This window comes from Pseudoxanthomonas sp. UTMC 1351, assembly GCF_040948865.1.
Taxonomy (GTDB): Bacteria; Pseudomonadota; Gammaproteobacteria; order Xanthomonadales; family Xanthomonadaceae; genus Pseudoxanthomonas_A.
The window spans coordinates 164,371-188,145 of sequence record NZ_JAVGJT010000013.1 but is presented as its reverse complement, the minus strand read 5'-3'; the positions used below and the strand labels follow the sequence as shown (position 1 = coordinate 188,145).

At 61.7% G+C, this 23,775-nt stretch carries 23 protein-coding genes and 1 pseudogene; 17 read left to right on the top strand and 7 right to left on the bottom strand.

Translation table 11 applies throughout. From position 1 onward, the window contains the following. Window positions 1-6: 6 nt before the first annotated feature. The 7 genes from pilW (at window position 7) to moeB (ending at window position 7,551) form a co-directional block, all read left to right on the top strand. The gene (gene pilW / locus AB6O04_RS10755; RefSeq protein WP_368563881.1) at window positions 7-786 is read left to right on the top strand and encodes a type IV pilus biogenesis/stability protein PilW; all 780 of its coding nucleotides are present in this window, start codon (window positions 7-9) and stop codon (window positions 784-786) included. Continuing rightward, window positions 783-1,607: a RodZ domain-containing protein gene (locus tag AB6O04_RS10750; protein ID WP_368563880.1), complete on the top strand. Its 825-nt coding sequence runs from the start codon at window positions 783-785 to the stop codon at window positions 1,605-1,607. Before pilW ends, AB6O04_RS10750 begins: the two co-directional genes overlap by 4 nt. Window positions 1,608-1,667: 60 nt before the next feature. Beyond that, the gene (locus tag AB6O04_RS10745) at window positions 1,668-2,318 is read left to right on the top strand and encodes a YfgM family protein (RefSeq protein WP_368563879.1); all 651 of its coding nucleotides are present in this window, start codon (window positions 1,668-1,670) and stop codon (window positions 2,316-2,318) included. Next, a complete protein-coding gene (gene bamB, locus AB6O04_RS10740) occupies window positions 2,318-3,523 on the top strand; it encodes an outer membrane protein assembly factor BamB (protein ID WP_368563878.1) in 1,206 nt (401 codons plus the stop codon). Before AB6O04_RS10745 ends, bamB begins: the two co-directional genes overlap by 1 nt. 191 nt (window positions 3,524-3,714) lie before the next feature. Next, a complete protein-coding gene (gene der / locus AB6O04_RS10735) occupies window positions 3,715-5,115 on the top strand; it encodes a ribosome biogenesis GTPase Der (RefSeq protein WP_368563877.1) in 1,401 nt (466 codons plus the stop codon). A 32-nt stretch (window positions 5,116-5,147) separates the two neighbouring features. After that, on the top strand, window positions 5,148-6,380 hold the full coding sequence (gene glp, locus AB6O04_RS10730) for a gephyrin-like molybdotransferase Glp (RefSeq protein WP_368563875.1): 1,233 nt from the start codon (window positions 5,148-5,150) through the stop codon (window positions 6,378-6,380). Between the two features lie 25 nt (window positions 6,381-6,405). Continuing rightward, on the top strand, window positions 6,406-7,551 hold the full coding sequence (moeB, locus tag AB6O04_RS10725) for a molybdopterin-synthase adenylyltransferase MoeB (RefSeq protein ID WP_368563873.1): 1,146 nt from the start codon (window positions 6,406-6,408) through the stop codon (window positions 7,549-7,551). 80 nt (window positions 7,552-7,631) lie between these two features. On the opposite strand, the gene AB6O04_RS10720 is transcribed toward moeB, so the two are convergent. Together AB6O04_RS10720 and AB6O04_RS10715 are read right to left on the bottom strand one after the other, a co-directional pair. Continuing rightward, entirely contained in the window at window positions 7,632-8,432 is an 801-nt protein-coding gene (locus tag AB6O04_RS10720) for an alpha/beta hydrolase (RefSeq protein WP_368563871.1), read from the bottom strand. Window positions 8,433-8,452: 20 nt separating this feature from the next. After that, entirely contained in the window at window positions 8,453-8,749 is a 297-nt protein-coding gene (locus AB6O04_RS10715; RefSeq protein WP_368563870.1) for a DUF1244 domain-containing protein, read from the bottom strand. Window positions 8,750-8,899: 150 nt separating this feature from the next. Between AB6O04_RS10715 and folD the strand changes: the two genes are divergently transcribed. The 4 genes from folD (at window position 8,900) to tadA (ending at window position 13,788) form a co-directional block, all read left to right on the top strand. Continuing rightward, complete coding sequence (gene folD, locus AB6O04_RS10710) at window positions 8,900-9,754, top strand: bifunctional methylenetetrahydrofolate dehydrogenase/methenyltetrahydrofolate cyclohydrolase FolD (RefSeq protein WP_368563869.1); 855 nt, start codon at window positions 8,900-8,902, stop codon at window positions 9,752-9,754. A 239-nt stretch (window positions 9,755-9,993) separates the two neighbouring features. Then, on the top strand, window positions 9,994-11,451 hold the full coding sequence (gene guaB, locus AB6O04_RS10705; protein ID WP_368563868.1) for an IMP dehydrogenase: 1,458 nt from the start codon (window positions 9,994-9,996) through the stop codon (window positions 11,449-11,451). Between the two features lie 210 nt (window positions 11,452-11,661). Continuing rightward, window positions 11,662-13,227 carry a glutamine-hydrolyzing GMP synthase gene (guaA, locus tag AB6O04_RS10700; RefSeq protein WP_368563963.1) on the top strand — a complete coding sequence of 522 codons (1,566 nt, stop codon included), beginning with the start codon at window positions 11,662-11,664 and terminating at the stop codon, window positions 13,225-13,227. A 78-nt stretch (window positions 13,228-13,305) separates the two neighbouring features. Then, complete coding sequence (gene tadA, locus AB6O04_RS10695) at window positions 13,306-13,788, top strand: tRNA adenosine(34) deaminase TadA (protein ID WP_368563867.1); 483 nt, start codon at window positions 13,306-13,308, stop codon at window positions 13,786-13,788. A gap of 106 nt (window positions 13,789-13,894) precedes the next feature. Here tadA and AB6O04_RS10690 read toward each other — a convergent pair whose 3' ends face one another. After that, complete coding sequence (locus AB6O04_RS10690; protein WP_368563866.1) at window positions 13,895-14,359, bottom strand: DUF2721 domain-containing protein; 465 nt, start codon at window positions 14,357-14,359, stop codon at window positions 13,895-13,897. Window positions 14,360-14,475: 116 nt separating this feature from the next. Here AB6O04_RS10690 and orn point away from each other — a divergent pair, with 116 nt between their 5' ends. Beyond that, the gene (orn, locus tag AB6O04_RS10685) at window positions 14,476-15,039 is read left to right on the top strand and encodes an oligoribonuclease (protein ID WP_368563865.1); all 564 of its coding nucleotides are present in this window, start codon (window positions 14,476-14,478) and stop codon (window positions 15,037-15,039) included. Between the two features lie 215 nt (window positions 15,040-15,254). Here the strand turns inward: orn and AB6O04_RS10680 are convergent, their stop codons facing one another. Further along, window positions 15,255-16,172 (bottom strand): mechanosensitive ion channel family protein, encoded by a 918-nt coding sequence (locus tag AB6O04_RS10680; protein ID WP_368563864.1) that lies wholly within the window; start codon window positions 16,170-16,172, stop codon window positions 15,255-15,257. An 84-nt stretch (window positions 16,173-16,256) separates the two neighbouring features. Continuing rightward, window positions 16,257-18,647 (bottom strand): phosphoenolpyruvate synthase, encoded by a 2,391-nt coding sequence (ppsA, locus tag AB6O04_RS10675; protein WP_368563862.1) that lies wholly within the window; start codon window positions 18,645-18,647, stop codon window positions 16,257-16,259. A 150-nt stretch (window positions 18,648-18,797) separates the two neighbouring features. Between ppsA and AB6O04_RS10670 the strand changes: the two genes are divergently transcribed. Further along, the gene (locus AB6O04_RS10670) at window positions 18,798-19,619 is read left to right on the top strand and encodes a pyruvate, water dikinase regulatory protein (RefSeq protein WP_368563861.1); all 822 of its coding nucleotides are present in this window, start codon (window positions 18,798-18,800) and stop codon (window positions 19,617-19,619) included. A 116-nt stretch (window positions 19,620-19,735) separates the two neighbouring features. Then, entirely contained in the window at window positions 19,736-20,221 is a 486-nt protein-coding gene (locus tag AB6O04_RS10665) for a DUF1249 domain-containing protein (protein ID WP_368563859.1), read from the top strand. A gap of 147 nt (window positions 20,222-20,368) precedes the next feature. Here AB6O04_RS10665 and AB6O04_RS10660 read toward each other — a convergent pair whose 3' ends face one another. Next, window positions 20,369-20,590 carry a hypothetical protein gene (locus tag AB6O04_RS10660; RefSeq protein WP_337341988.1) on the bottom strand — a complete coding sequence of 74 codons (222 nt, stop codon included), beginning with the start codon at window positions 20,588-20,590 and terminating at the stop codon, window positions 20,369-20,371. Between the two features lie 390 nt (window positions 20,591-20,980). Here AB6O04_RS10660 and AB6O04_RS10655 point away from each other — a divergent pair, with 390 nt between their 5' ends. Further along, window positions 20,981-21,124, top strand: coding sequence for a hypothetical protein (locus AB6O04_RS10655; protein ID WP_368563858.1), 144 nt, complete (start codon window positions 20,981-20,983; stop codon window positions 21,122-21,124). A 90-nt stretch (window positions 21,125-21,214) separates the two neighbouring features. On the opposite strand, the gene AB6O04_RS10650 is transcribed toward AB6O04_RS10655, so the two are convergent. Next, complete coding sequence (locus tag AB6O04_RS10650; RefSeq protein ID WP_368563856.1) at window positions 21,215-21,850, bottom strand: hypothetical protein; 636 nt, start codon at window positions 21,848-21,850, stop codon at window positions 21,215-21,217. 327 nt (window positions 21,851-22,177) lie between these two features. Here AB6O04_RS10650 and AB6O04_RS10645 point away from each other — a divergent pair. Continuing rightward, window positions 22,178-23,344: pseudogene (locus AB6O04_RS10645) on the top strand (ATP-binding protein); the annotation flags it as partial. A 9-nt stretch (window positions 23,345-23,353) separates the two neighbouring features. Then, window positions 23,354-23,743 (top strand): response regulator, encoded by a 390-nt coding sequence (locus AB6O04_RS10640; RefSeq protein ID WP_368563962.1) that lies wholly within the window; start codon window positions 23,354-23,356, stop codon window positions 23,741-23,743. Window positions 23,744-23,775: the final 32 nt, after the last annotated feature.

Genomic DNA, 23,775 nt, shown 5'->3' with positions numbered 1-23,775 from the left:
ATCCCAATGCTGCTGGCCACCGCCTGCAGCCGGCTCACCTTCGTCAAGCCCAAGATGGAACGTAAGGACGGCGAGCAGATCGCCCCGGATTATCACGTCAGCGATACGCCCGCTACCAAGCAGCGGATGGCGGCCCGAGAGCAATTGGGACGGGCCATGCAGAATTTGCAGGCAGGCAATCTGGATGCGGCCGAACAGAGTGCGAAGGCGGTGCTGAAAGTTCAGCCGGATTCGGCCGACGCGACCACGCTGCTGGCGGTGATCGAAGACCGGCGCGGTCGCGCTCCGCAAGCGGGCGTTCACTACAAGCGTGCGGCCGAGCTTCCGCCGCTGGATGGTGGTCGGCAGAACAACTATGGTGCATGGCTGTGCGCCAACGGCTATCCTGCCGAGTCGCTGGTCTGGTTCGATCGGGCGTTGAACGATCCGAACTATGCCACCCCGGCTGCGGCCCTGGCCAATGCCGGGGGCTGTGCCGCGAAGGCCGGCCAGTATGAGCGGGCGGAGCGCGACTTGCGTCGGGCGCTGGCGTTGGACCCGCGAAATTCGTTTGCATTGGGGGCAATGGCGGAAAACGAATATCGAAATCAGCGTTTTTTCGAGGCAAGGGCTTTCATAGAAAGACGGCTGGCGGTGGCACAGGCCAGCCCCAGCGTGTTGAAACTCGCATCACAAATCGAAGAAAGGCTGGGCGACAAGGCTGCTGCCAGCCGATATGTTCAACAGTTACGGGCGAAGTTTCCCGACGCGGTCGAAGCTAATCTTGGGGGAAGTGCAGGGCCATGACGGATTCAAATTCGTTGGACACGCAGCAATTTGGGGGCTGCGGAGCGTTTCTGAGGGCGGCACGTGAAGAAGCGGGGCTCAGCTTGTCGGAAGTGGGCAGCCGCTTGAAGATGCCAGTGAAGGTGCTGCAGGCGTTGGAAGGAGAGCAATGGCAGCAGCTGGGCGCGCCTGTATTCGTGCGCGGGCAGCTGCGCAGCTACGCCCGACTGCTGAAGGTTGACGTGGAGCCTTATCTTGAACGGGCGCAATTGGACATGGTGCAGCCGGTCGAACTGATCAGCCGCAGCTATACGCCCAAGTTTCAGCGTCTCATGGAAAGCGCACAACGCCGCGCCATCTATGTGGTGATCACTCTGTGCTTCTTCGCCGTTCCGGCTTGGCTGGCCATTCAATCGCGTAACGGCGACGGTGGTGCTCCCACTGCATCCCTTGACGCAATGCCGCCGGTATCCGTGCCGTCCAGCCGTGAGGCGGCACCTAAGGAACGGGAGCGTTCCACTCTTCCCGCCGCGCCTTACGTGGCTTCCATGGCACCGCCGATTTCACGTCCATCCGTGCCGTCTCTCAACCTGCGTTTCCGCGGCGAGAGCTGGGTGCAGATCATTGCGCCCGACGGAACCAGCATTGAGCAGGCATTGTTGAAGGCCGGCGATGAACGTAGTTACGCCAAAGGGCAAGTAGGCCGGATCGTGCTGGGCAATGCAGCTGCGGTCGAGGTTCAGCATGCAGGTAGTACGGTGGATCTAACACCGTTTCAGCGAGCGAATGTTGCGCGCTTTGCGGTATCCTCTGAGGGTTCCCTGGCGCCGGTCGCAGACTGATCCGCGTACGGGTCTATCCAACCAAATACCAAGACCCCGCTGGACGGGGCAAGAGTACGCATGGCGATTGACGATCTGCTCGACGAACACGAACAAAGCGAACGCGTCCGCACTTGGCTCAGGAATAACGGCGCCGGCCTTATCGGCGGTGTAGCCCTGGGCCTCGCGGTTATTTTTGGCTGGCAGTGGTGGCAGAAGGAACAGGCCAAGCAGAACCAGCAGGCGCACCTGGCGTATCAAACTGCGGTCGAAAGTCTGTCCAGCGATCCCGCCAAGCCCGACCCTGCCAAAACCAAGGCCGCCGTCGCCAAGCTGAAAGATAGCGGGGACCAGGTCTACGCTGATCTGGCCGGGCTGCAGTTGGCCAAAGTCCAGGTTGATGCCGGGCAACGGGATGAGGCGATTGTTACCTTGCGTGGACTGACCCCCGATGCTTCCCTGCGTCCCTTGGTCAACCTGCGGCTTGCGCGCCTGCTGACCGATGCCGGCAAGTCGGATGAGGCACTCAAGCTGCTGGGCCAAGCCGACGATCCGGCTGGACTGGAAGTACGTGGCGACGCTTTGCTAGCCGCGGGCAAGCGCGAGGAAGCGCGCGATGCCTATACCAAGGCTTTGACCGGTCTGGACGTCGCGGCGCCGCAGCGCCGGCTGGTGGAACTGAAACTTACCGACGCGGGCGGTACGCCTCCTAAGTCTGGAGAGCCGACCTGATGAGGCCGCAATCGATGTTCAAGCGAATCGCCATTGTCGCGGCACTGGCGCTGGTGTTGTCTGGCTGCAGCACCGTGAAGGGCTGGTTTGGCGGTAAAGACAAGGAAAACGAAAAGCCCACGGAGCCGGCGGAGCTGGCGGACTTCACCCCAAGCGTCACGGTGTCCAAGCTGTGGAGCGCCAATGCAGGCAAGGGTGAGGACAAGCTGGGTCTGCAGCAGACGCCCGTGGTCGAAGACGGCAAGGTCTATGCGGCCGCAGTGGAAGGAGGCGTGCGCGTCTTCGATCTGCAGACCGGTAAAAAAGTCTGGGAATACGAGCCCGAGAAAGAAAAGAAAAAGCCAGAACTACGCCTTTCGGGTGGTCCGGGCGTAGGTGATGGACTGGTTGCCATCGGCACCCTCGAAGGCCAGGTGATAGCGCTCGATGCCGCCACTGGCTCGGAAAAATGGCGCGCCAAGGTGCCGAACGAAGTCATCACCGCGCCGGCCATTGGCCAGGGCCTGGTGTTCGTGCGCAGCAACGACGGCCGCGTATCCGCTTTCGACGCTGCCGATGGCGAGCGCCGGTGGTTCCATAATCAGGAACCACCCACGCTGACCGTGCGCGGCAATGCATCGCTGACCTTGGGCCCGGGCGTCCTGTTCGTCGGTAACGATGACGGTACGGTGTCGGCCCTGGCGGTGAACGATGGCCGCGAAATCTGGAACCAGACCGTGGGTGTCCCCAGCGGGCGCACCGAGCTGGAGCGCATGGCCGATGTCGACGGCGCACCGGTGCTGGAAGGCACCACGTTGTTTGCGACCAGTTTCAAGAAGGAAACCGTCGCGTTGGAAGGCCCAAGCGGCAGGCCGTTGTGGGCGCGCGAAAACGGCGGCGTGGGCGGGCTGGGTGTCACCAGCAGCAGCGTGGTCGTGGCGGATCCCGCGGGCACCGTATGGGCGCTGGATAAGTACAGCGGCGCGCCTATGTGGTCCAACCCCTCGCTGGCACGTCGTTCGCTGACTGGCCCCAGCATCCATGGTGATTACGCCGTGGTCGGTGACCTGGATGGCTACGTGCATTGGCTGAAGCTCGATAACGGCGAACTGGCGGCGCGCGAGCGCGCTGGCCGCAAGCCGCTGCGGGGCAAACCGGTGGTCGCCGACGGCGTTCTGATTGTCCAGAACGTCAATGGTGAACTGACGGCGTTCCGCTTCCAGTAAGAATAAGGCCCGGCTGGGTCACCAGCCGCAGCTGCCAAAGCTGGGAAGTTTCCGTACGGCGCCCGCTGGCGCCGCGACGTGCGGGCGTTTTCCCGATACCATGGCGCCCTCGTTCGCGGTCGCGCCGGGGCGGGTGAGCTGCTGGCTTGCCGCTCCGCTCCCCATTTCGTTTCCGGTCTTCGGCACCTTTCATGCTTCCCCTTGTCGCCCTTGTGGGCCGTCCCAACGTCGGCAAATCGACGCTATTCAATGCGCTGACTCGCAGCCGCGATGCACTTGTGCACGATGAGCCCGGCGTCACCCGTGATCGCAACTACGGCGTTTGCCGACTCGATCCTGATCAGCCTTTTGCCGTCGTGGATACCGGCGGTATTGCAGGCCAGGAAGAAGGGCTGGCGGGTGCCACCGCGCGCCAGGCACGCGCCGCCGCCGAAGAGGCCGACCTGGTGCTGTTTATCGTTGACGGCCGCGAAGGCGCTTCATCGCTGGACGACGAGATACTGGCCTGGCTGCGCAAGACTGCGCGGCCTACGATGCTGGTGATCAATAAGATCGACGGATTGGAGGAATCCACCGCTCGCTCCGACTTCGCGCGTTATGGTTTCAGCGATGTCATCACCGTTTCCGCCGCACATCGCCAGGGTATCGATGAGCTGTTGGAAGAGGTGCTGGGGCGCCTGCCGGAAGAAGGCGACGCCGAGGTGCTGGACGATGATCCCGCACGCGTGCGTATTGCCTTTGTCGGCCGTCCCAACGTGGGAAAATCCACCCTGGTCAATCGTCTGCTGGGCGAGGAGCGGATGATCGCTTCGGAAGTCCCGGGCACCACGCGGGATTCCATCGCCGTGGATATGGAGCGTGACGGTCGCCAGTACCGGTTGGTCGATACCGCTGGCTTGCGCCGCAAGTCCAAAGTGGACGAGGCGGTGGAGAAGTTCTCGATCGTCAAAACCTTGCAGGCCATCGAGCAGTGCCAAGTCGCGGTGCTGCTGCTGGATGCCACCGAAGGCGTCACTGATCAGGATGCGAGCGTGCTGGGAGCAATCCTGGACGCCGGTCGCGCCTTGGTCGTCGCCATCAACAAATGGGACGGACTGACCACGTACCAGCGCGAACAAGCTGAATCGCTGTTGTCGCGCAAGCTCAGTTTCGTGGAATGGGCCGAGGCCGTGCGGATTTCGGCCAAGCACGGTTCCGGGTTGCGCGAGTTGTTCCGCGCCGTCCATCGCGCGCATGCATCGGCCACTAAGGAACTGGTTACCAGCGAGGTCAACAAAGCGCTGGAAATCGCCTACGAAACCAACCCGCCGCCGAGCATTCGCGGTCATGTCTCCAAGCTGCGCTTCGTGCATCCTGGCGGCACCAATCCGCCGACGTTCATCGTCCACGGTACCCGGCTCAAAGTACTGCCGGAGTCGTATAAGCGCTATTTGGAGAATTTCTTCCGCAAGCGTTTCAAGCTGGTTGGCACTCCAGTGCGGTTTATCTTCAAGGAAGGCGTGAACCCTTACGAAGGCAAGAAGAACGTCTTGACCGAGAAGCAGGTGGCCAAGAAACGTCGTTTGATCCGTCACGTCAAGCGCGGTAAATAGCCGGCTTCGCGGCCGCAGCAGCCATCGCGACGATGAGCGAATTCCCCACTCGCATCGCTTACGAAGAAGCCCTGGCCATCGTTCGGCGGGTCGCCGACGAATGGCGGCTGGCGCACGAGCGGATCGCGACCCAGCGTGCTGACGGACGAATTCTGGCGGAGCCGATTCAGGCGCCGATCTCCCTGCCGCCGTTCGACAACAGTCGCATGGATGGATTCGCTCTCCGCCACGCCGATATACAGCGCACGAATGCACAGATGGATAGCTCGATCCGCCTGCGTATCGTCGGAGAACAATTCGCTGGCTACGACACAGGCCTGCGTATCGGAGCGGGGGAATGCGCGCGTATTACTACCGGCGCGCCACTGCCCGCTGGCGCGGATACCGTTGTTATCAAAGAAAACGTCCGCGAGCATGATGGCGCCATCGATCTGGAAGTCGTTCCTGATGCCGGTGCCGACATCCGTCGGGCTGGCGAAGATGTGGCGGCAGGCGACACGGTGCTGCAAGCAGGACAGGTACTGACGCCCGCGCGCCTAAGCCTGATCGCCGCGTTAGGTATCGCCGACCTGATGGTTTTCCGGCGACCCACCGTCGCGGTGTTTACCACCGGCGATGAACTGGTCGAACCGGGCCTGCCGTTGGCACCGGGCCAGATCTACAACAGCAATCGCGAATTGCTGATGGGGCTGCTGCGCGCGCAAGGGCTGGAACCCACTGCATGGCCGAGCCTGCCGGACGACCCGGCTCGCATCGAATCGCAGTTGCGCGACGCGGCATCTGCGTTTGACGTGGTGATTACTTGCGGTGGAGTTTCCGCCGGCGAGAAAGACCTGCTTCCCGCGATGCTGAGCACGCATGGCCAGACCCATTTCTGGAAAGTGCGGATGAAGCCGGGTATGCCCGTCTTGTTCGGCACCTTGGAACGTGCCGCATTTCTAGGGCTGCCTGGCAATCCGGTATCGGTGCTGGCCACTTTCAGCCGTCTTGGGCGGGCGCTGTTGAATGGGATGCAGGGCAGGGCAGAACCTCATTCACCTTGGTTCGCTGCGCTTGCCGTCGGCTGGGACAAGACTCACGACCGCCATGAGTTCCTGCGCGGCCGATTGAGCTGCGGCCAGGATGGACGGTTGTCGGTCACGCCTCATCCGGCCGACGCTTCCCACCGCCTAAAAGGCGCGGCCGACAGTGACGTGTTGATTGTGCTGCCTGAAGGCGCGCGCAATTACCTAAGCGGCGATGTGGTGGAAGTCGTCGGTTATTGACGGACGTTTGCGGGATAATTCCGGCATGGGCATCCGTGAAATCAACCCGGCTGAAGTCCGCGAGCACCTGACGCGCGGTGCGCTGTTCTTCGATGTGCGCGAAGACCACGAAAGAGCGAGCGGGCAGGCAGAAGGCGCGCGTGGCATCGCCAAGGCGCTGTTGGAAGCCGACCCTGGCGCACATGCGCCGGACCGCGACGCCGAGATCGTATTGATCTGCCAAAAAGGCGGACGCTCGATGGAAGCGGCGCAAACGCTGCAGGCCGCCGGCTACACCCGTGTAACCTCGGTGGCCGGGGGCACCTCGCGCTGGATCGAAGAGCGGCTGCCGGTGGTCAAGCCGCAACTCGATGCGGAGCAACAGGATTTTTACGAACGCTATTCGCGTCACTTGCTCCTGCCTGAAGTCGGCGTCGCCGGTCAGCAGAGGCTGCAGCAAGCGCGCGTGCTGATGATCGGTGCCGGTGGTCTGGGCTCACCGGCAGCGTTCTATCTGGCTGCGGCTGGTGTAGGCCATCTGCGTATCGCCGACGATGACGTGGTGGATCGCAGCAATCTGCAACGGCAGATTCTGCATACCGAAGCGCGCATCGGCACGCCGAAAGTGGCGTCGGCCCAGGCTACGCTTTCCGCGCTCAATCCGCGCACGCAAGTGGAAGCGGTCGCCGAACGGGTGACCTCCGACAACATCGATCGACTGCTGGAAGGCGTGGATGTCGTATTGGATGGCGCAGACAACTTCCCGGTGCGTTACCTGCTCAACGACGCTTGCATTAAACACGGCAAGCCGCTGGTGTACGGCGCCGTACAACGATTCGAAGGGCAGGTCAGCGTGTTCGACGCCGGGCGGCATCGCGGGCAGGCGCCCTGCTATCGCTGTCTGTTTCCGGAGCCGCCGCCGCCGGAGTTCGCGCCCAACTGTGCTGAAACGGGCGTGTTGGGGGTGTTGCCGGGCGTCATTGGCCTATTGCAGGCCAATGAAACGATCAAGTTGATCCTGGAAATCGGCGAATCACTGGCGGGCCGGCTGCTCAATTTCGATGCGCTGTCGATGCGCTTTCGCGAGGTCAGGCTGCGGCCGGATCCAGGATGCCCGGTGTGCGCGGTAGGCGTGCCCTTTCCGGGCTATATCGATTACCAGCGTTTCTGCGCGGTGTCTTCCCGCGCGTAGGTCGGGGCAACACACCCGACGCTTCGTTCTTTTCCGGCACCATGCGTCGGCCATGTCGGGCCGACCTGCCGGCTTTCGCGTCAATTCACCCCTACTGTCGCCGGCTGCACAAATGCACGAAGCGACCGCCAGTAGCGCGGATCATTGGAAAGATTGTTGTGATCCGCTTGCGGGAACGCAACGATCTCCGGTTTCCGGGGCAGTCCTGCGATCAGCCGATCGGTGTGACGCGCGGGAATCACAGCATCGTTCGGCGCCCGGATGACCATTAGCGGTCCCGAGTGCTGCGGCAGATAGCGAAACGACTCGTACCGGTCGCGGACCAGCCAGCGCACCGGAAAAAGCGGGTAATGCGTCTGCCCGATGTTGGCCAGGCTGTCGAAAGGTGTCACCAGCACCAGCCGGTCGACCGGACGTTGCGAGGCCAGGTAGCTGGCGACACCGCTGCCCAGGCTGCGGCCTATCACCGCGATGGGACCTTCCGGATGGCGTTGCCGAACATGGTCGTATATCGCCAAGGCGTCAGCGAACAATGCGTCCTGGTTGGGTTGTCCATCGCTGGCACCATAACCGCGATAGGCCAGCAGATAGGTGCTGAATTCGGGGAAATGTACGGCGAAATCGCCGCGATTCATCTCGACGCTTTCACCATTGCCCCCAAAATAGAGGATGGCACCGGGCTGACCAGGGTTGACCACCCAACCGCGTAAGACGACATCGTTCCGATCGACGCTGATGTCGGTCTGGATGACAGCTACTCGCGTCATCTCGGGGAAATAGATCAAGGCGCGCTGCTTGGCATAAAGTAGGGCGCACAAAGCCACGTACAGCAAAGCGGAAAGTGCGAGGAAGATCAGCAGCGTCTTGGCAGCGTAGCTCATCCCGATAGCGTCAACAGGCGCTAGCCGTGCCGATTTTGCGCAGCTTCAAACGCCGCCAGCTGATCAGGCGTTGCGTCTTTCTGGTGCTTCGCCTTCCATTGAGCGAATGGCATGCCGTAGATGTGCTCGCGAGCTTGTTCCTTGTCCATCGGCTGGCCGGCAGCTTCAGCTGCTTCGCGATACCAGTCAGCCAGGCAGTTTCGGCAGAAGCCGGCAAGGATCATCAGGTCGATGTTCTGCAGATCGGTGCGATCCTGGTTGAGGTGCTTGAGCAATCGGCGGAAAGCGGCAGCTTCAAGTGCGGTAGTGTCGGTCATGGTCGGATTCCGGTAGGAGCGCCGTCCCGGCGCGAGCTCTTCGCCTTTATCGCTATCTGGGGGGGAAGAGCCCACGCACGTGAAGCGCTCCTACAACCCGGCTCGCGAATCGGGGACAATAGGGACAAGACTTTACACCTGATCCCCCTGATGACCGCGCGAATCCTCGATGGCCGCCGTATTGCCGAAGACCTGCTGGACGACCTGAAAGCCAAGGTCGACGTGCGCATTGCCGCGGGTTTGCCGCGCCCGGGATTAGCCGTTGTCCTGGTGGGAGGTGATCCCGCTTCGGCCGTCTACGTGCGCAATAAACGACGCGCGGCCGAGAAAGTCGGCATCGCGGCGTACGACTACGATTTACCTGCCGGCACCGGCGAACGCGAATTGCTGGCGCTCATCGATCAGCTGAATGCGGACCCGAAGATCCACGGCATCCTGGTGCAGTTGCCACTGCCGGGCATTCCGGACGCCAGCCGCCTGATTCATCAGATCGACCCGCGCAAGGACGTCGACGGTTTCCACCCCGAGAATGTCGGCCATCTGGCCCTGCGCCAGTTCGGCCTACGCCCGTGCACCCCGCGCGGCATCACCACGCTGCTGGCTTACACCGATCGGCCCGTACGAGGGCAGAACGCCACCATCGTGGGCGTCAGCAATCATGTTGGCAGGCCGATGGCGCTGGAACTTCTCATCGCCGGCTGCACGGTCACCAGCTGCCACAAGTTCACTCCGCCGGATGTGCTGCGCAGCCGGGTTGGTGATGCCGACATTCTGGTGGTGGCGGCCGGCAAGCCAGGCCTGATTCCGGGTGAATGGGTCAAGCCTGGCGCCGTCGTCATCGACGTCGGGATCAACCGACTGGAAGACGGGCGCCTGGTCGGCGACGTAGGCTTCGACGAAGCCGCCAAACGCGCCAGCTGGATTACTCCGGTACCCGGCGGCGTCGGGCCGATGACAGTCGCGACCCTGATGCAGAACACGTTGGAAGCCGCTGAGGCGGTGTGAAGTCGGCGGCTGCGCCGCCTGCGAAGGGAGAAGTCGGCCACTTCGTGGCCTGTAAAGAAGTGCCGCCGCCGCTTTCCTTGGAAGCGCCACAGGCGCGACTTGCCCCTTTGCAGCTCGCGTAGCGAGCGACTTACCCGCTTCAAATGCGACACACCGTTGCCTAACCGGTAGCCACGGAATTCCAACCAGCCCGGCAAACAAGGTACAATGTCGCGCTTCCCCAACTACCGGGTCCGCCGATGCTACGCATCCAGGCTGAAGCACTCACCTACGACGACGTTTCGCTCGTCCCCGCTCATTCCATCGTCCTGCCTAAAGACGTCGACCTGGGTACGCGCCTGACGCGCAGCCTGAGTTTGAAGCTGCCGATCGTCTCGGCCGCCATGGATACCGTCACCGAAGCGCGCTTGGCTATCGCCATGGCTCAGCTGGGCGGCATCGGCATCATCCACAAGAACCTGACCGTACAGCAGCAGGCCGCCGAAGTGGCCAAGGTCAAGAAGTTCGAAGCCGGCGTCATCAAGGAACCTTTCACGGTCGGTCCGGAAACGACGATCGGCGAGGTGCTGAAATTGACCCGTGCCCGCAACATCTCCGGCGTGCCGGTGGTGGATGGCGGCCAGCTGGTAGGCATCGTCACCAGCCGCGACATGCGTTTCGAGACCAAGCTAGACGATCCGGTCCGCCACATCATGACCAAGAAGGAGCGCCTGATCACCGTCAAGGAAGGCGCCACCGATCAGGAAGTGCTGCAGCTGCTGCACAAGCATCGTATCGAAAAAATCCTGGTGGTGAACGATGGTTTCGACCTGCGCGGGCTGATCACCGTCAAGGACATCCAAAAGAAGACCGACAACCCCAACGCCGCCAAGGACAGCGCCAGCCGATTGGTGGTGGGCGCTGCGGTCGGCGTAGGCGGCGATACCGATCAGCGCATCGAAGCGCTGGTGGCTGCCGGTGTGGACGTGGTGATCGTCGACACCGCGCATGGCCATTCGCAAGGCGTGCTCGACCGCGTGACCTGGGCCAAGAAGCATTTCCCGCAGTTGCAGGTCATCGGCGGCAACATCGTCACCGGCGATGCCGCGCTTGCGCTGATGGATGCCGGAGCCGACGCGGTGAAGGTCGGCGTGGGTCCGGGTTCCATCTGCACCACGCGCATGGTCGCAGGCGTCGGTGTGCCGCAGATCACCGCCGTCAGCATGGTCGCCGAAGCCCTGCAGGATCGTATTCCGCTGATCGCCGATGGCGGCATCCGCTACTCCGGCGATATCGGCAAGGCCATCGTGGCGGGCGCCTCCACGGTGATGATCGGCGGCCTGTTCGCCGGTACTGAGGAAGCTCCGGGTGAAGTGGAACTGTTCCAAGGCCGCAGCTACAAGAGCTATCGGGGCATGGGCAGCCTGGGTGCGATGGAGAAGGGCAGCAAGGATCGTTATTTCCAGGATGCCAGCGATGCGGACAAGCTGGTGCCGGAAGGCATCGAAGGCCGTGTGCCGTACCGTGGCCAACTCAGCAGCATCATCCATCAGCTGATCGGCGGCTTGCGCGCGACCATGGGTTATGTCGGCTGCGCCACCATCGAAGAGATGCAGAAGAAGCCGCAGTTCGTGACCATCACCGGTGCCGGCCAGCGAGAAAGCCACGTGCACGACGTGCAGATCACCAAGGAACCGCCGAATTACCGGATGGGCTGAGGTAGGAAAAGCGGGAACAGGGAACGGGGAACCGGGAATGACGGCGCCAGGCGTGCTGAAACTGTCCAGTTCTCCGTGGTGGTGTCCCGGAGCAACAGCACCGCATGCCAGAGCGCTTGCTGACGCATCGGCGCCGATCTGGCTGCATTCCCCGTTCCCCGTTCCCCGTTCCCGCTTCGACAAGAGCACTCTCCGCCGCCCATGACCGACATCCACGACATCCACAGCGACAAGATCCTCATCCTAGATTTCGGCGCGCAGTACACGCAGCTGATCGCGCGACGCATCCGCGAAATCGGTGTGTACTGCGAAATCTGGGCCTGGGACCATGATCCAGCTGAAATTGCTGGATATGGCGCCAAGGGCATCATCCTGTCGGGCGGTCCGGAATCCACCACCCAGTTCGGAGCGCCCGCGGCACCGCAGGAAGTCTTCGATTCGGGGCTGCCGATACTCGGCATCTGCTACGGCATGCAGACGTTGGCCGCGCAGCTGGGTGGCGCCACCGAAGCCGCGGACGCGCGCGAGTTTGGTCATGCGGAAGTGGAAATCGTCGCGCCGGACGCGTTGTTTTCAGGCCTTAGCGATCACGGCGGCGACCCGCGCTTGAACGTGTGGATGAGCCATGGCGATCACGTCGCCAAGGCCCCGCCCGGCTTCACCGTCACCGCCAAGACCGATCGTATCCCGGTCGCGGCGATGTCCAACGAGGCCAAGCGCTGGTACGGCGTGCAGTTCCATCCGGAAGTGACGCACACCTTGCAGGGGGAAACCCTGTTGCGCCGCTTCGTGGTGGAAGTCTGTGGATGCAAGACGTTGTGGACGGCCGCTCACATCATCGAAGACCAGATCGCTCGGGTGCGTGAGCAGGTCGGTTCGGATGAGGTGATTCTCGGATTATCCGGCGGCGTGGACTCTTCAGTCGTCGCCGCGTTGCTGCACAAGGCCATCGGTGATCAGCTGACCTGCGTGTTCGTGGATACCGGCCTGCTGCGTTGGCAGGAAGGCGACCAGGTAATGGCGATGTTCGCCGAACACATGGGCGTCAAGGTGATTCGAGTAAACGCCGCCGACCGCTATTTCAATGCGCTGGAAGGCGTGGCCGATCCGGAAGCCAAGCGCAAGATCATCGGCAGCCTGTTCGTCGACATCTTCGATGAAGAAGCCGGCAAGCTGGCCAATGCCAAATGGTTGGCGCAGGGCACCATCTACCCCGACGTGATCGAATCGGCCGGCAGCAAGACCGGCAAGGCTCACGTCATCAAGAGCCATCACAACGTGGGCGGTCTGCCGGCGCACATGAAACTCGGCTTGGTGGAGCCGCTACGCGAACTGTTCAAGGATGAAGTGCGCCGACTGGGCGTCGAATTGGGCCTACCGCGCAGCATGGTGTACCGCCATCCGTTCCCAGGCCCCGGCCTGGGCGTGCGTATCCTGGGTGAGGTGAAGCGCGAGTACGCCGAGCTTTTGGCCAAAGCCGATGCGATCTTCATTGAAGAATTGCGAAAGGCCGAGCTGTACGACAAAACCAGCCAGGCGTTCGCGGTGTTCCTGCCGGTGAAATCCGTCGGCGTGGTGGGCGACGCCCGTGCTTACGAATGGGTGATCGCATTGCGCGCAGTGGAGACCATCGACTTCATGACCGCGCATTGGGCGCATTTGCCGTACGACTTCCTGGGTACGGTATCCAATCGGATCATCAATGAGTTGCGTGGTATTTCCCGAGTGGTATACGACATCAGCGGCAAGCCGCCGGCGACCATCGAATGGGAATGAGGGGTGCGATGGATACGCTAACCTCTTCGCGTTTCGCTGCTCTTGTTCCATGGTCGATGGGGCTGGTCCGTTACTGAAATGAACTCACTGCTGCCCGACGAGCACTGGATGCGCCATGCCTTTGCGCTGGCCGATAGGGCGGAACAAGAGTTCGATGAGATACCGGTGGGCGCGGTGCTGGTCAGTGCGGATGGTGAAGTGCTTGGCGAAGGCTGGAACCGCAACCTGGCCGACAGCGATCCCAGCGCCCATGCTGAAATCGTCGCGATGCGGCAGGCGGGGCAGAAGTTAGGTAACCATCGTCTGGTCGGCACGACGCTATACGTGACCTTGGAGCCCTGCGCGATGTGCGCCATGGCCATGGTGCATGCGCGGGTGAGCCGGCTGGTATTCGCCGCCAGCGACCCCAAGACCGGGGCCTGCGGCAGCGTGTTCGAGCTGATCGCCGATCCACGCCACAACCATCGGGTGGCAGTGCAGGGCGGAGTGCTGGCGGAAGAAGCCAGCCGCCGGCTGAGCAATTATTTCCGGGCCAAGCGCGGCAAGCCACCGCTGCCGTAGCGTGCGCTGTGCGCACGAAAGGAAGAGCAGCGACAGCGCGGGAACTTTCGGAAGCGGCCGCTACGTACGCACAGCGCAAGCTACGGTGTTCTGCGGAGCCATAGGCTTACCGGATCGGCGTCTTGCGGCGGAAGTGGCGGTGATCCATTTCCTCATTGATTGCCGTTACCGCCAGGGTGGATTCCCGTGCCAGCAGCAAGCTGGCGGCCAGCATCGCCAGCACACCGGCGGCGGCCAGCCAAGTCGGCAAGGCACCCAGGCGATGCCCGACGAAGGTATCCACCGCCACCGCCAGGCTCGTACCGACAAACAGGCTGATGGCGCCGTAAAGCAGTTGGCCCGCGCGCAAGATGATCAGGCTGCGTCGGCGCTGCAAGGCGATGCGCCGTTCGTAGAGGGTACGTTCGGCCTCATCCTCGATGTCCACCAGTTCGCGCAGCAGCGTACGGGCGCGGTCAATGATGCGGGCCAGGCGGTTATTGGCTGACAGCAGCAGCGAAGCGGTCGCGGTCAGGAAAAAGGCCGGGGCCAGCATCGCGGTGAGCACGGCGTAGTGGGCGAAATTGTTCATAGGCCGGTGGTGGTATTAGTCTGCGTTATCATGCCACGGCGCGGTTTTTTTCCGCGTCCCCGGATCGAATTTCCGGAACATGCCAAACAATGCGGCCAAAATCTACGGGAAGGTGCATGACAGCCAGCCACGCGAATAACGACCGTCTCATCTGGATAGATCTGGAAATGACCGGATTGGACACCGGTAAGGACTCCATCCTGGAGATCGCGACGGTGGTGACCGATTCCCAGTTGAACATACTGGCCGAAGGCCCGGAATTGGCCATCGCCCACACGCTGGAGACGCTCGACGCGATGGACGATTGGAACCGCAATCAACACCGTAAGTCGGGGTTGTGGCAGCGAGTGCTGGAAAGCCAGGTCAATCTGGCGCAGGCCGAGGCCCAGACCGTTGCCTTTCTGTCGCAATGGGTGCAGCCGAATGCATCGCCCATGTGCGGCAACTCCATCTGCCAGGATCGCCGCTTCATGCATCGGCTGATGCCGCGTTTGGAGAAGTATTTCCACTACCGCAATCTGGATGTCAGCACGCTCAAGGAACTCGCGCGCCGCTGGGCTCCCGCCGTGCTGGAAGGCGTACGCAAGCAGTCTGCGCATACCGCGTTGAGTGACGTGCGCGATTCCATTGAAGAATTACGTCACTACCGCAAGCATTTGGCTGAGATGGCAGGGGGCTAAGCGCATACCGCTTTGCCCCTTCTTGGCGCTTCTCAACAGCCGGATGGCTGGTCAAGGGGGCTGCGGGGGATTTGCTTTTGTTTTTGCATTACTTTTTTGAAAAACAAAGCAACCCCAAAGCAAAAGCAAATCCCCCTCAATCCCCCTTTTAAAAGGGGGAGGTAAAAGCAAGAGCCTTACCGCTCGCCGCTCACACCATTCACCATTCACCTCAATCAGCTGTCTTCAGTCGGCTTCGCAAGCTTCATCAACAGCGGCATATCCGCGGACGCTTCGCTGCCCTGTGCAAGGTGGTGGTACATGTGGACGTCGCGTTGCGGGTAAGGAATGCTGAGGCCGGCGGCGTCGAAGGCCTTCTTGATGCGCTCAAGCAATTCGCATTTGGTGGCGAAGAAATCGTCATTGCGGACGTGGCAGCGGATGCCCAGGTCGACGCTGCTCTCGGCCAGGGCATAAACCAGCACGTCGGCCTGAGGTTCCGCCAGTACGCGCTTGTCCGCGCCAATTACTTCCAGCGCCGTGGCGCGTGCAAGGTCGATATCGTCGGAATAGGAAATGCCGATGATCAGTTCGATGCGACGCATGTAGTCGGGCGTCAGATTGACGATGGAGTCGCCGGTGATCAGGCTGTTGGGCAGCACGATGAGCTGGTTGTCGGCGCCACGCAGTTGAGTCTGGAAAATGCTGACCGCTTCGACTTTGCCGGCTTCGCCGGCGATCTTCACGATATCGCCGACGCGGAACGGCTTGAGTGATACCAGCATCACACCCGAGGCCACATTGGACAGCGAATCCTTCAGCGCCAAGCCGATCGCCAGTCCTGCGGCACCAATCACCGCCATCAGCGAGGTCGGTGCAACGCCGAACACCAGCTGCAGGATGGCCAGGACCAGCACCACCAGCAGAATGACGTAGATCACCTTGCGCAGGAACAGCGCAGCGGTGGGCTCCAGGTTCGCCCGCGTCATGGCCTTGCTGGTCAATCCGGAAGCCCATGTGACCAGGCGGATACCGATGTAAAGCGCCACCAGCGCTATCGCGATGCGTACGCCTGCAGATAGCAGGAGCTGCATCCAGGCCTCATCGTTCGCGTTCTTCCACCACGCTTCCAAATCTTTCCACCGAGCGTCCACGTCGTGCCTCTTCTTCGCTTACAAGAAGCCCTGCGGAGCAGGGCGGTTCAAGCGGATTCTAGCGCGTGGGCGTTACGGCGACGATCAGGCGGATTTCAGCTTGGCCAGTCGCAACCAGGTGTCGACCACTGTGTCGGGATTGAGCGAGACCGATTCGATGCCTTCCTGCATCAACCATTCGGCTAAGTCGGGATGATCGGAGGGGCCCTGGCCGCAGATGCCGATATATTTGCCTTTGGCGCGTGCGCTCTTGATGGCCATCGACAGCAGCTTTTTCACCGCCGGATTCCTCTCGTCGAACAAGTCGGCGACGATGCTCGAATCGCGGTCCAGGCCCAGGGTCAACTGGGTGAGATCGTTGGACCCGATCGAGAAGCCATCGAAAATGTCCAGGAATTCATCCGCCAGCAACGCATTGGACGGCACTTCGCACATCATGATGATCTTCAGCCCTGGCTTGTCGCCGGTGGCGCCATCGCCTTGGCGCAGCCCATGTTTGGCCAGTACTTCGATGACCTTGCGGCCTTCTTCCAGCGTTCGCACGAACGGAATCATCACCCACAGGTTGTCCAGGCCCATTTCGTCGCGCACCCGACGCACGGCACGGCATTCCAGTGCGAACGCGGGTTCGAAACCGGGGTCGACATAGCGGCTGGCGCCGCGGAAGCCGATCATCGGATTCTCTTCGTGCGGTTCGTAGCGCTCGCCGCCGATCAAGTTGGCGTATTCGTTTGACTTGAAATCCGACAGCCGCACGATGACCGGATTAGGTGCTACCGACGCGGTAATGGTGGCGATGCCTTCGGCCAGGCGATCGACGTAGAAGCTCACCGGATCGCTATAGCCGGCGATCTTGGCGTCGATCTTCTTGCGCACGGCCAAATCCTGGCGATCGTACTCAAGCAATGCATTCGGATGGATGCCGATGTGGCTGGCGATGATCATTTCCAGCCGCGCCAAGCCGATGCCGGCATTCGGTAACTGGCCGAAATCGAAGGCGCGTTCCGGGTTGGCGACATTCATCATGATCTTGAGTGGTGCCGGCGGCATGTTGCCCAAGTCGGTGGTGGTGCGCTCGAAGGGGAGTGCGCCGTCGTAGATGTAGCCGGTATCGCCTTCGGCGCAACTGACCGTTACTTCCTGGCCGTTCGCGATGAGGTCCAGCGCATTGCCGGTGCCGACAACCGCCGGCACGCCCAGCTCGCGCGCGATGATGGCGGCATGGCAAGTACGTCCGCCGCGATTGGTGACGATGGCCGAGGCGCGCTTCATCACCGGTTCCCAATCCGGATCGGTCATGTCGGCCACCAGAACGTCACCGGGCTGCACCTGGCTCATATCGCTCAGGCTGCGCACCACGCGTGCCACGCCGCTGCCGATCTTGTGGCCGATGGCGCGGCCTTCGGCGACGATCTGGCCTCGTTTGCCCAGCGCATAGCGTTCGATCTGCGTGGCCTTGCCGCGTGATTTCACCGTCTCCGGGCGCGCCTGTACGACGAAGAGTTTGCCGCTGACGCCGTCCTTGGCCCACTCGATGTCCATCGGGCGGCCGTAATGCTCTTCGATCACCAGCGCCTGCTTGGAGAGTTCTTGCACGTCTTCGTCGGTAATGGAGAACCGCTGGCACAGGTCGGCGGGCGTGTCCTCGTTGCGGACACGCTCGCCCGGCTGGTCCGAATAGACCATGCGGATCTGCTTGCTGCCCAAGGTGCGGCGCAGGATGGCCGGCTTGCCTTGCCGCAGAGTGGGCTTATAGACGTAGAACTCGTCAGGGTTCACCGCGCCTTGGACGACGTTTTCGCCCAAGCCATAACTGGAAGTGACGAAAACGACATCGCGGAAACCAGACTCGGTGTCCAGCGTGAACAGTACGCCGGCAGCGCCCACGTCCGATCGCACCATCAGTTGCACGCCAGCCGAGAGGAACACGTCCTCGTGCTTGAACCCATGGTGCACGCGGTAGGCGATGGCGCGGTCGTTGTACAGCGACGCGAACACTTCCTTGACCTTGTGCACCACGTCATCGGCGCCGGTGACGTTGAGGAAGGTTTCCTGCTGGCCGGCGAAGCTGGCATCGGGCAGGTCCTCGGCGGTGGCGGAAGAGCGCACCGCGACCGCCACGTCGCCACCGCCGTTGTCGCCACAGAGCTTGTGGTACGCGCTGCGGATGTCCGCATCCAGATCCGGCTGCAGCGGCGCACCGGTGACCCAGCCGCGGATTTCCTTGCCGGCCAGTGTCAGCGCATCGACATCCTCCACGTCCAGCGTGGCCAGCTTGTCGAAGATGCGCGTATAGAGATCGTTGTGGGCAATGAACGCTTTGAAGGCTTCGGCGGTGGTCGCATACCCGCCGGGTACCGAGACACCCAGGTTGGCCAAGTGGCCGATCATTTCCCCGAGGGAGGAGTTTTTACCGCCCACGCGGGCCAAGTCGGCCAGACGCAACTCGTGCAGCCACAGGATATTCTCGTTCAAGCGCAATGCTCCAAAGCAGGACTGTGCGCCGCGCCGAGACTGACGGCGGGGGCCGTGTCCATGGGGAAGAGCGGATATGATGCAGTGCATACCAATTGCAGACAAGCTTGAATCGGCGGGGTTTTCGTGGTGAGCGAGGAAAAGATGACGATGTCCGGCCTGCGGCCTGTGTTCTACGTGTCCGATGGCACCGGTATCACGGCCGAAACCATTGGCCACAGCCTGCTGACCCAGTTTTCGGGTTTCAGCTTTCAAACCGACCGTATTTCCTTTGTCGACGACGTCGAAAAGGCCCAGGACGCCGCGGATCGCATCCGCCGGGCGGGATTGAAACTCGGGGTCCGCCCCATCGTGGTGAATTCCTGCGTGGACCCTCAATTGAGTGTCGTGTTGGCCGAAAGCGGCGCGCTGATGCTCGATGTGTTCGCGCCGTTCATCGAGCCGTTGGAGCGCGAGCTGGGCACCCCGAGGCAATCCCGCGTGGGCCAGGCGCACGGACTGGTCGACTTCGAAACGTATCACCGCCGTATCAACGCCATGAACTTCGCGCTGACGCATGACGATGGCATCGCGCTCAACTACGACGAAGCCGACGTGATCCTAGTGGCGGTTTCGCGTGCGGGAAAGACACCCACCTGCGTTTATCTGGCGCTGCATTACGGCGTCCGTGCAGCCAATTACCCGCTGACCGATCAGGATCTGGAAACCGACCGTTTGCCGCCGCGTTTACGGCCTTACCGGCGCAAGTTGTTCGGACTGACGATCGATCCGGAACGGTTGCATCAGATCCGTCAGGAGCGCCGGCCGAATTCCGGCTACGCCAATCTGGCGACCTGCAAAAGCGAAGTGGCGGCGGCGGAAGCGATGTTCCAGGTGGAGCGCATTCCCACGCTCAGCACCACGAATAAATCGATTGAGGAGATTTCCAGCAAAGTGCTGTCTACGCTGGGCTTGCAGCGCGAAATGTTCTAGTAAATGCATGAATGCGGGCGCGTAGAAAAACAGCCGCGTGGAATGCTTAACTTAGGCCTGATATCGGCTTTCGTCAATGCTGCCGAAAAGCGATTTCTGCGTGTAGGATCGGTGCCATGACACACGCCCTCACCCGCACCGCACGCATCCCCAAACTCAGCCGTTTTGGCTGGCTGATGGCGCTGTATGCGGAGAACCACGCGCGGCTGGCCCGCCTGCTGGCGCCGGAACATTTGAAGACCGGCGCCTACGTTTCTTCGGTAGGGGATGGGCTGGATCTGCGGCTGGACGTCATTGAGACGCACCGATATACGGTGGAGTTGCGGCTGACCTATGACATGCGCGACCCGCAAACCGGTGAACCTGACCCATCCGCGTTCATTCGCATGTACCGCGATGCGCACCAGGCCGAGGCAACACATTGCTATGTAGGGCGGCGCTGGCAGGATGTGATCGGCCTGTATCCGCCGCCAGCGGAAGTGATCAGCCACCGGATGCGGATGAATACCTTTCTCGGCAAGTGGCTGGAATACCTGGCCGAGCAGGGTCATGGCGTGGCGACACTGCGCCAGGTCGATGCCGTGGTACCGCAGGTCGCCTGAGCGCTCGTTAGAGGCGTTGCGTCGTTCTCTTGACGTCGTAGAGCGGAGCTTGCTCCGCTGTTCTTGATTGCGGCACCGAAGGGCAGCGGAGCAAGCTCCGCTCTACAACAAGTGCGCACGCGGATATGCCCATAGGAGGAAGGCTTACTACACCAACCGGACAAAACGGATCGCGTTGAGACGGTTGGATTCTCGGGTCATGTTCATCACGTCGACGGAGCCACAGGTTTCCAAGGCGAGCACCCGTTGCGCAACCGCGTCGAACGACGCCTGGTCCAATCCAAGTCCGCCAGCCGTCCAACGGGTATCACGGTTGATCGGCAGCTGCGACAACAACTCATCAACAAAGGAATGGGGATCGTAGGTCATGGTTGCGGGCTCCAGAAAGGGGACAGCTTGGACGACACTTGTCTCAACATCTGAGTCAGGCAGAGCGCGGTTGGGGGAGGCCGGGGCTCGCGTCTGCGATTACTACGGCAACCCAGGTGAGTTTCTTGTAAAGCCTTCCTGGCGGGCCTTCCGAGGCTGGATATGAACCGTACTCAGTGAGGCCGGCGCCGAATCGCGGCCGCAAGCCCAGCCTTCCCGGACGGCAGCCCACGGCCTCCACCGTGCATTAACGCCTCGTCGCTAGAGTGCTGGCATACCCTGTTGATAGGAAGGATTCGTCCGCTTCCACACACTACTTCCGTAGCTCCACGCGAACGAGCGCCCACATGGAAAGGGCCGTCGCAAGTTCGCGTTCCCGGAGGCAGATTGATGCCGCGAAACAGATCGCCCACCGGCCCATCGGAAGCGCGAGCCTGGCTTTCCGAACTCATGGCACGTCTCCCCTGGCGTTGGATCGCCGGCTTCGCGGTTGTGTTCCTGTTGTTTATTGGTTGGATGATCGGCGGACGCTAGGCGGACGCTAGGCATCGACGCACGTCATGCGCGCGCCGTAAGCGGCACCACTTTGATCAACTAGGCGATAGTCCGTTGCAGCGGCCGCCATCAGCTGCCGGAGCCTTGCTGCGGCTCGGGCGTCGCCTCTTGACTAAGCGTGGCGTGGATAGCGACCAGATCGGTCAAGCGGGCGTCGACGTTCGCGCGGACCTGGGCGACATATGCCTGGCTGGCTTCGTCGACCAGCGCTGGCCGGACCTTGAGATCGATGACGCCCAGCGCCTTGCGCTGGCATTTGAGCGCGGCTTCCAAATAGGCCAGATCGTATCGAGTAGGCGAGAGGGAAAGCAGCAACATGCGTTCGCTGTCCGCAGCGGTCCATAAATCGTATGAGAGTGGGGAATCCGGATCCGGGTTCAGTTCCAGCGCGCCATCGAATTCGTGGCGGTATTGCTGCGCGTGGCGGCGCGCCAATGCCGCCAACAGAGGTGAGGCCCGTTGCGCAGCGTCCTCGGCAAGTAGGCGCTCATGCGCGCTCATCGACAACATGACGCCCAGCGCCTGGCTTTGGTCAAGCGGATGATCGGGTCCATAGGCATGGTTCGAGAGATTGGCCGTCTCGTCGGACAGCGCACCTGCCGGTCGGATATCCAGAGCGGGCAGGCTGGAAAGCCCGCCGCCGGCCAGCAATCCAATCGTCAGGAAACCGAAGGCGGTAATCACTCTATTCACGGCGGTGGCCATCCCCGGTACCTGATCGCTTGCGTCCAGCATCAATTAGGTGGCGTCACGGCATTGTCAAAATCGCGGTGCCGGCCACGCGGAATGGCCGGAAATGCAAATAGGCCCACAAAACACCAGCTCGGCAGGCGTTGCAGGATCGGTTCGGAAATATCTGCAGATAGTGAGCAAAGTGCAGGGAAAGCCGCGGCGCCGACACGGACCAGAACGGCCTCGGCGTTGGGTCTTTCGCTCCTCCGGACGGGTGGCCACCGGTGCGCCTGGCCATGTTGACTTTGTTTTTACGTCCCCAGCACCAATCTTGATCGACTGCAGCCCAGGAGCCGCCGGATGGCGTACAGCAATGAACCTGATGTCGATACCGGCAGCCACAGCGACGTCTTGCCCATCGAACTGCTCGACGATGAGCGTCAATTCAAGATGCTAGTCGACGCCGTCACCGACTATGCGATCTATATGCTGGATCCGTCTGGACATATCGCCAGTTGGAATGCCGGCGGCGAACGCATCAAGGGGTATCAGGCGTCCGAAGTGCTGGGCTGTCATCTCTCCCTGTTCTACACCGACGAAGATCGTGCCGCGGGCGTGCCCGATCGTTGCTTGTCGGTAGCTGCCCGGGAGGGTAGATGCGAAATGGAAGGCTGGCGTGTACGCAAGGACGGTACCCGTTTCTGGGCCAACGCGGTGCTGGACGCTATTTGGGAAGAAGGCGAATTAGTGGGTTTCGCCAAGGTCACCCGCGACATTACCGAGCGCCGGGAAGCCGAGCAGGCGCTGATGGAAGCGCACGAGGCACTGCTGAAGTCCCAGAAGATGGAAGCCGTCGGTCAGCTGACCTATGGACTGGCGCACGACTTCAACAATCTGCTTACCGTCATCATCAACAGCCTGGATAGGCTGGCCTGTGCCGATGGTCTCTCCGCCCAGCACCACCGGCAGGTCGCGGCCGCTCAGAGGGCCGCGGCACGCGGTTCGCTATTGACGCGGCAAATGCTGGCGTTCTCGCGTGGACAGATGCTGCGGCCAAAGTGCTGCGACATCAACGCGCTGATCCAGGGATCGGAAGAGTTGTTGCAGCGAGCCTGCGACGAACACACGGAGATGTCGATAGAGCTGCAGCCGCAGTTGCCGCAGGTAGAGATCGACCAGGTGCAGTTCGAAAGCACGTTGCTCAACCTGATCATCAACGCCCGTGATGCCATGCCGCAGGGCGGATGCGTACGCATCATCACGCGCGCGGGTTATCCGGCATCGGGATCCCGTGCTGGGGAATCGCCCTCTGGGCCCATGGTGTGTATTTCGGTCAGCGATGAAGGAGTCGGTATGACGCCGGAGGTCGCCGGCAAGGCATTCGAGCCATTCTTCACCACCAAGGAAACGGGTAAGGGCAGCGGACTGGGTTTGAGCCAGGTATATGGCTTTGTCACCCAATCTGGGGGTAAGGTCGAAATCGACAGCGTGCCCGGGGTGGGCACTACGATTAACTTGTGGCTACCCATCTACGAAATGGCTAACGACAGTGCTTCCGATCGTAAGCTGAAGATCCTCATGGTGGATGACGACGAGAACATCCTGGAGGTGGTCGAGGAAACGCTGCGCGACATGGGCTTCGATGTAGTCGTGGCAAGGCGTGGCGTAGAAGCATTGGAGATGCTGCAACAGCACGATATCGATGTGCTCTTCACCGACGTAGCGATGCCCGGCAATCTTTCCGGTGTCGAGTTGGCCCGCCGCGCAAGGGACATGCATCCTCAACTGATGATCCTGCTGGCCTCCGGGTACGCCAGCAGCTCATTGCCCGATTTGCCGGCACGGTGCGAATTCGTTTCCAAACCGTATCGGATCACCGATCTATCCAGGAAGATCGCGGAGATGATGCACGCGACCCATGATTGAAGTCATTGTAGGAGCAGCGTGAGTCGCGACGA

What these genes read in the sequence shown, in the direction of transcription:
- AB6O04_RS10660 (WP_337341988.1), bottom strand. Translation starts at nt 20,590, where the DNA reads ATGACCTACGATCCCCATTCCTTTGTTGATGAGTTGTTGTCGCAGCTG.
- AB6O04_RS10665 (WP_368563859.1), top strand. Translation starts at nt 19,736, where the DNA reads ATGACACACGCCCTCACCCGCACCGCACGCATCCCCAAACTCAGCCGT.
- AB6O04_RS10640 (WP_368563962.1), top strand. Translation starts at nt 23,354, where the DNA reads ATGGCTAACGACAGTGCTTCCGATCGTAAGCTGAAGATCCTCATGGTG.
- folD (WP_368563869.1), top strand. Translation starts at nt 8,900, where the DNA reads ATGACCGCGCGAATCCTCGATGGCCGCCGTATTGCCGAAGACCTGCTG.
- AB6O04_RS10650 (WP_368563856.1), bottom strand. Translation starts at nt 21,850, where the DNA reads ATGGCCACCGCCGTGAATAGAGTGATTACCGCCTTCGGTTTCCTGACG.
- glp (WP_368563875.1), top strand. Translation starts at nt 5,148, where the DNA reads ATGAGCGAATTCCCCACTCGCATCGCTTACGAAGAAGCCCTGGCCATC.
- pilW (WP_368563881.1), top strand. Translation starts at nt 7, where the DNA reads ATGCTGCTGGCCACCGCCTGCAGCCGGCTCACCTTCGTCAAGCCCAAG.
- AB6O04_RS10745 (WP_368563879.1), top strand. Translation starts at nt 1,668, where the DNA reads ATGGCGATTGACGATCTGCTCGACGAACACGAACAAAGCGAACGCGTC.
- AB6O04_RS10720 (WP_368563871.1), bottom strand. Translation starts at nt 8,432, where the DNA reads ATGAGCTACGCTGCCAAGACGCTGCTGATCTTCCTCGCACTTTCCGCT.
- moeB (WP_368563873.1), top strand. Translation starts at nt 6,406, where the DNA reads ATGGGCATCCGTGAAATCAACCCGGCTGAAGTCCGCGAGCACCTGACG.
- der (WP_368563877.1), top strand. Translation starts at nt 3,715, where the DNA reads ATGCTTCCCCTTGTCGCCCTTGTGGGCCGTCCCAACGTCGGCAAATCG.
- orn (WP_368563865.1), top strand. Translation starts at nt 14,476, where the DNA reads ATGACAGCCAGCCACGCGAATAACGACCGTCTCATCTGGATAGATCTG.
- AB6O04_RS10690 (WP_368563866.1), bottom strand. Translation starts at nt 14,359, where the DNA reads ATGAACAATTTCGCCCACTACGCCGTGCTCACCGCGATGCTGGCCCCG.
- bamB (WP_368563878.1), top strand. Translation starts at nt 2,318, where the DNA reads ATGAGGCCGCAATCGATGTTCAAGCGAATCGCCATTGTCGCGGCACTG.
- AB6O04_RS10750 (WP_368563880.1), top strand. Translation starts at nt 783, where the DNA reads ATGACGGATTCAAATTCGTTGGACACGCAGCAATTTGGGGGCTGCGGA.
- AB6O04_RS10655 (WP_368563858.1), top strand. Translation starts at nt 20,981, where the DNA reads ATGCCGCGAAACAGATCGCCCACCGGCCCATCGGAAGCGCGAGCCTGG.
- tadA (WP_368563867.1), top strand. Translation starts at nt 13,306, where the DNA reads ATGAACTCACTGCTGCCCGACGAGCACTGGATGCGCCATGCCTTTGCG.
- AB6O04_RS10715 (WP_368563870.1), bottom strand. Translation starts at nt 8,749, where the DNA reads ATGACCGACACTACCGCACTTGAAGCTGCCGCTTTCCGCCGATTGCTC.
- AB6O04_RS10670 (WP_368563861.1), top strand. Translation starts at nt 18,798, where the DNA reads ATGTCCGGCCTGCGGCCTGTGTTCTACGTGTCCGATGGCACCGGTATC.
- guaB (WP_368563868.1), top strand. Translation starts at nt 9,994, where the DNA reads ATGCTACGCATCCAGGCTGAAGCACTCACCTACGACGACGTTTCGCTC.